The sequence below is a fragment of the Bartonella sp. EBT8 genome (genome assembly GCF_055796165.1).
Genome location: NZ_JBTTDJ010000030.1, coordinates 1 through 4789 on the forward strand (window position 1 = coordinate 1; position 4789 = coordinate 4789).

A 4789-nucleotide genomic window follows, 5' to 3' on the forward strand; every position below is an offset into this window, starting at 1 on the left:
ATGCAAGGAATTGTCCGAGAGGAAATGGGGAACTTAAATGGTCGCACACCAACTCCTGAAGAACAAGCGCGCATCACGGCAAGGATTGATGCTGAATTTGCTTCCTTTAGAGACCATACCATTGATGTTGCACGGGCTGCGGGTGGCTTTGCTGCTGGTCTTGCTGGTGGCGATGTGAATAGCGGTGCTGATGCTGCTGGGAATGCTGCTGCAAACAACTACCTCAGCAGCGCTCAACAAGCGCAGAAGAAGAAAGAATTAGAGGAATGTTCAGATAAGTGGTGTCGAAGAGACGTTGAAGAAAAATGGTTCGAGATTGATAATCAACAAGATGTGTTTTTTTCGGTAGGTGTGGTCGCTGGTGTACCCGCTGAATTATATGAGACGGTTCAAGATTTTTGGCAAATGGTGCGCCATCCCATAGAGACTTTGGAAGCACTTAAATCTCTAGTAACGAGTGGAAATGTTACAGAAACAATAAAGCAGTCTTATCTAGAGCGTATTAATTATCTAGAGGAGGAATATCAAAGAGCGGGAATTAGCGGATCGTTTCATGCTGGACTTGAACTTGGAAAATTATTGACTGAAGCAGCATCTCTAGTGGTGGGAGGGGCTGGGTTAGCCAAGGGTGGTGTAAAGCTTGCTGGCAAGCTTTCCGAAAAAGCTCTTAACAAACTCGCTGTTAAGGCTGAAAAAGAAATTGTTCAATCATCTGGCAAAGTTTCTCAAGCACTCGGAAAGATGAGCGATGAAGCTATTGCAACTCAATATTTGGGGCAGGAAAGAAAATTCTGGTCAGCGGATCCCATTGAGGTTGAGTTTGGAATGACTTACAAGGGAGAGAAAATTACTCAGAAAAACAAAGTTTATCAGAGAGAAGATTTGTTTGATCCTAACCAAATCGTTTCTTGGAGACAAGGAGGGAAAAAAGTATGGGGTACCAATATTGATAGAATGAAAACAGGAAGAGCTCCTCTTGATGCTAATGATAATCCCATTGAATTACATCATATGCTGCAAACACATGATGGTCCCTTAGCAGAAGTTACCAATGCATTTCATAACGAACATCACTCTGTTATTCATATTAATCCTAATACAATGGGATCGGGTATCGATAGAGACATGTTTGATATATGGAGACCAAAATATTGGAAGGACCGCGCTAAGGCTATAGAAGAAAAAATGAAGCTAAAACAACAATAATTTATGGAGAAAAAATTATGAAAATTTATACTTTAACTGATGTTGCACAACTAATTGATAAATATAGTGATAGAGTTGATTTCGGTACAGCAGAAGATGCGCCTGATGATATATTGATCGAAAAAGCTGAAAAAACCCTTGGTTTGCAATTTACATCTTCTTATAAAAGTTTTTTAAAAAATTATGGAGGAGGAGAAATTGGTTATGAAGAAATCTTTAGCATTTATAACGCAAGTCCTGAAGATCATCCTGCTGGTGATATTGTGTATAAAAACTTATATCATAGAAAACATGGTTTTGCAACACCAGAACAGCTTGTTGTAAGTAGAACAGATTTTGGTGAGACATTTTACTTTGATTATACTCAGTTTCAGGATGGTGAATGTCCGCTCTATCTTAAATTTCCACCTCGAGATCCACAATATTATGCAAGCAATTTTTATGAATTCCTCTGTAAAAGAATTAAGGAGCATGCAGGGGATGGTTCATGAAAATCTATACCTTAGCTGATGTTGTACAATTAATTGATAAATATAGCGATAGTATCGATTTTGGCTCTACAGATGAAGCAGTTGATGATGTACTAATTGAAAAAGCAGAGAAAACTCTCGCTTTGCAGTTTACGTCTTCCTATAAAAATTTTTTAAAAAACTATGGAAGAGGGGAAATTTGTGGTGAGGAAATATGTAGCGTTTATGATACAAACTTTGAGATTGTTCGTAGTGATGATATTGTTTATAAAAACTTAAATTATAGAAAAAATGGTTTTGCAACGCTACAGCAACTTATTGTTAGTAGAACCGATTTTGGTGAAACATTTTACTTTGATTATACTCAGTTTCGGGATGGCGAATGTCCGCTCTATCTTAAATTTCCACCTAGAGAACCTCAATATTATGCGAGTAATTTTTATGAATTTTTATGCAAAAGAATTAAGGATAATTTGGGTTATGATTCATGAAAATTTATACTTTAACTGATGTTGCACAACTAATTGATAAATATAGTGATAGAGTTGATTTCGGTACAGCAGAAGATGCGCCTGATGATATATTGATCGAAAAAGCTGAAAAAAACCTTGGTTTGCAATTTACATCTTCTTATAAAAGTTTTTTAAAAAATTATGGAGGAGGAGAAATTGGTTATGAAGAAATCTTTAGCATTTATGGGGATTATGTAGGTATTCCTGCTGGTGATATTGTTTACTACAACTTACAAGATAGGAAACATGGTTTTGCAACACCAGAACAGCTTGCCGTTAGCAGAACAGATTTTGGTGAAACCTTTTACTTTGATTATACTCAGTTTCGGGATGGCGAATGCCCACTCTATGTCAGGTTTGCGGATGAGGAGTGCGAATATTACGCCAGTAATTTTTATGAATTTTTGTGCAAAAGAATCAAAGTGCACGCAGGTGATGAGACGCTTGAGGGTGATCAGCCAATTGAAAAGAATGAACAAATTCCTCCTCCGCAACCTCTCCCTTTTTACAAGAGTCTTTGGAAAAGAATATGGCGGCAGGGTAATTCCTAAGAACCTATACCCTAGTATATTTTGCACAATCCTAAACATGCTGTTATTTTATCCAAAGAAAAAATCTGAGCAACTCACTTCTGTTTAGCTTAAACAGGTGGAGAAAAAGCTTTACAACCAACTAAGATGTTCTAGAGAACTTCAATCCCGCTTATAGTTTTATCGCACCCAGTGGTGACATTGCGATGCGGGGTGATATTCTTTAAATTCGCTATCCAAACAATCTTACCAAAATTGCTGCTAAAGACAAAAAACTTTGGTTAAAAGAGAAGCCCATTAAATTTACCGATAGTAAAACTGGACAGACAAACAAAGTCTATCAGAGAAACGATCTGTTCGATCCTAACAGAGTTTCTGATTGGATGAAAAATAAGAAAGAAATGAGAGGCACTAATATTGAGAGAATGGGAGAAGGAAGAGCTCCTATTGGTTCTGATGGTAAGCCTGTTGAGTTACATCACCTAAATCAAACGCATGAGGGGCCCATAGCAGAAATTACCAATCAAGATCATACGAAATATACTTCCGTGATTCATGTTAATCCCAAAACACATCAATCACTTATAGAGAGATCAAAGTTTGATCTCTGGAGAGAGGAATATTGGAAGGAACGCGCTAAAGGGTATAGAGAAGGGCAAAACATTAACTTAGAAGGATTAATTGATATGAGATGGGGTATTGTAGGGATAGATTTTGGAAAATGGGGACAGATGAAGGAGCAGAGATAAGCTGCGGTTAATTGAAAAGAGATAAAAAAAACTTATGGAATAATTGATGGAGAATGATCGATGAAAACATATACTTTAGATGATGTTATAGAATTAGTTGATAAATATGAAGGTGATATTGTCAGTTTTGGAACTGAAGAGATTGCTGTCGATGATTTCGTGATTGAAAAAGCTGAAAAAGCTCTTGGCTTACAATTCACATCTTCCTATAAAGCTTTTTTAAAAAAATATGGAGGAGGAGAAATTAGGGGTGAGAATATTTATAGACTTTATAAGGATTGTGCGCTTACTTCTAGTTTTAGTATTGTGTGTCACAACTTAAATGATAGAAAAGAAGGTTTTATAACACCAGAACAACTCGTTGTGAGTTATGATCTTGATGAAACATTTTATTTTGATTATTCTCAGTTTCGGGATGGTGAATGCCCACTCTATGTCAGGTTTGCGGATGAGGAGTCCGAATATTACGCCAGTAATTTTTATGAATTCTTGTGCAAAAGAATCAAAGTGCATGCAGGAGAGGATATAGAACAGGTCTATGTGGGTGATGAGACAGGGCATGAAAAGACTGAGCAAACATCCGATACGCAACCTCTCCCTTTTTACAAGAGTCTTTGGAAAAAAATATGGAGGAGGGACAATTCCTGAAAACCTATAGTTTAGAAAATCTTGCACAATTTTAAACCTGCCATTGTTTTATCCAAAGAAGCAATAAAATCTAAGCAGCTCATCTCTGTTTTTATTAAACAGGTGGTGGAAAAGCTTTACGAGCATCTAAGTTTTCCAGAGAAGACCAATCCCGTTTAAAGTTTTATCGCACCCAGTGGTGACATTGCGATGCAGGGTGATATTCTTTAAATTCGCTACCCAAAAAACCTCATCAAACTTGCTGCTAAAGAAAAAAGCTTTGGTTAAAAAAGAAACCCATTCAATTTACCGATAGTAAATCTGGTCAGACAAACAAAGTTTATCAAAGAAACGATCTGTTCGATCCTAACAGAATTTCTAATTGGAAAGAAAATAAAAAAACGGTGTGGGGTACAAACATTGAGAGGATGAAGGCAGGGAATGCTCCCATTGGTTTTGATGGTAGGTCTGTTGAGTTGCATCACATGTTGCAAACGCATGATGGTCCCCTAGCAGAGGTTGGTAAGGAATTCCATAAGGATAATAACTCTGTTATTCATATTAACCCCAACACCATGGGATCAGGTATTGATAGACCGCAGTTTAATAAGTGGAGATCGGAATATTGGAAAGATCGCGCTAAGGCTATAGAAGAAAAGATGAAGCTAGAAAAACAATAAGTTATGGAGAATAAA

Annotated in this window: 7 protein-coding genes; all 7 read left to right on the forward strand. The window is 37.0% G+C overall.

Annotation, left to right across the window (positions count from 1 at the left end):
• On the forward strand, positions 1-1206 hold a 1206-nt coding region (locus AC0QT4_RS08465; protein ID WP_473201241.1), incomplete at its 5' end, for an HNH/ENDO VII family nuclease.
• 17 nt (positions 1207-1223) lie between these two features.
• Positions 1224-1697: an SMI1/KNR4 family protein gene (locus AC0QT4_RS08470; RefSeq protein WP_473201242.1), complete on the forward strand. Its 474-nt coding sequence runs from the start codon at positions 1224-1226 to the stop codon at positions 1695-1697.
• Complete coding sequence (locus tag AC0QT4_RS08475) at positions 1694-2167, forward strand: SMI1/KNR4 family protein (protein ID WP_473201243.1); 474 nt, start codon at positions 1694-1696, stop codon at positions 2165-2167. Before AC0QT4_RS08470 ends, AC0QT4_RS08475 begins: the two co-directional genes overlap by 4 nt.
• A complete protein-coding gene (locus AC0QT4_RS08480) occupies positions 2164-2739 on the forward strand; it encodes an SMI1/KNR4 family protein (RefSeq protein WP_473201244.1) in 576 nt (191 codons plus the stop codon). The genes AC0QT4_RS08475 and AC0QT4_RS08480 overlap by 4 nt, the downstream gene beginning before the upstream one ends.
• 362 nt (positions 2740-3101) lie before the next feature.
• Entirely contained in the window at positions 3102-3467 is a 366-nt protein-coding gene (locus AC0QT4_RS08485; RefSeq protein WP_473201245.1) for an HNH/ENDO VII family nuclease, read from the forward strand.
• A 60-nt stretch (positions 3468-3527) separates the two neighbouring features.
• Positions 3528-4115, forward strand: a complete 588-nt coding sequence (locus tag AC0QT4_RS08490; RefSeq protein ID WP_473201246.1) for an SMI1/KNR4 family protein — start codon at positions 3528-3530, stop codon at positions 4113-4115.
• Between the two features lie 407 nt (positions 4116-4522).
• Positions 4523-4774: an HNH/ENDO VII family nuclease gene (locus AC0QT4_RS08495; protein WP_473201247.1), complete on the forward strand. Its 252-nt coding sequence runs from the start codon at positions 4523-4525 to the stop codon at positions 4772-4774.
• The last annotated feature ends 15 nt before the right edge of the window (positions 4775-4789 follow it).